This is a genomic window from Methylobacterium sp. E-016, assembly GCF_022829745.1.
GTDB lineage: Bacteria > Pseudomonadota > Alphaproteobacteria > Rhizobiales > Beijerinckiaceae > Methylobacterium.
On sequence record NZ_JAKSYF010000069.1, the window covers coordinates 1 to 394 of the forward strand.

Genomic DNA, 394 nt, shown 5'->3' on the forward strand with positions numbered 1-394 from the left:
CCGACGTGCTGACGAAGCCGTTCTCGCTGGCGGACCTGCGCGCCACGGTGAGCCGGGCGCTCGCGGCCTGAGACGACGTTCGGTCGATCCACGAGCGATCGCACGCCTCTTCCCTCCCCCTTAAGCGGGGGAGGGTGGGCCCCTCGGCAGCGACGGTCGGGAGAGGGGCGCGCCGTATCCGGAGATGCCGCTCCCCGCTCCCGACCCGCTGCGCGCGCCACCCTCCCCCGCGTCAGGGGGGAGGGGGCAGCCACTCCCCACACCACCAGGTTCACGATGGGCCCGGCCACGACGACGGCCTTGCCGGGCGTCCGGCCTTCGGGGGCCCGCCGGACCGCCGCGTCGGCGAGCACCAGGGCCTCGACCGCCGCCGCGTCGGCGTCGCGCGGGACGG

1 pseudogene is annotated in these 394 nt (G+C 76.9%); it reads left to right on the forward strand.

Annotation, left to right across the window (positions count from 1 at the left end):
* Positions 1 to 71, forward strand: a pseudogene (locus MKK68_RS29705) (response regulator); the annotation flags it as partial.
* Positions 72 to 394: the final 323 nt, after the last annotated feature.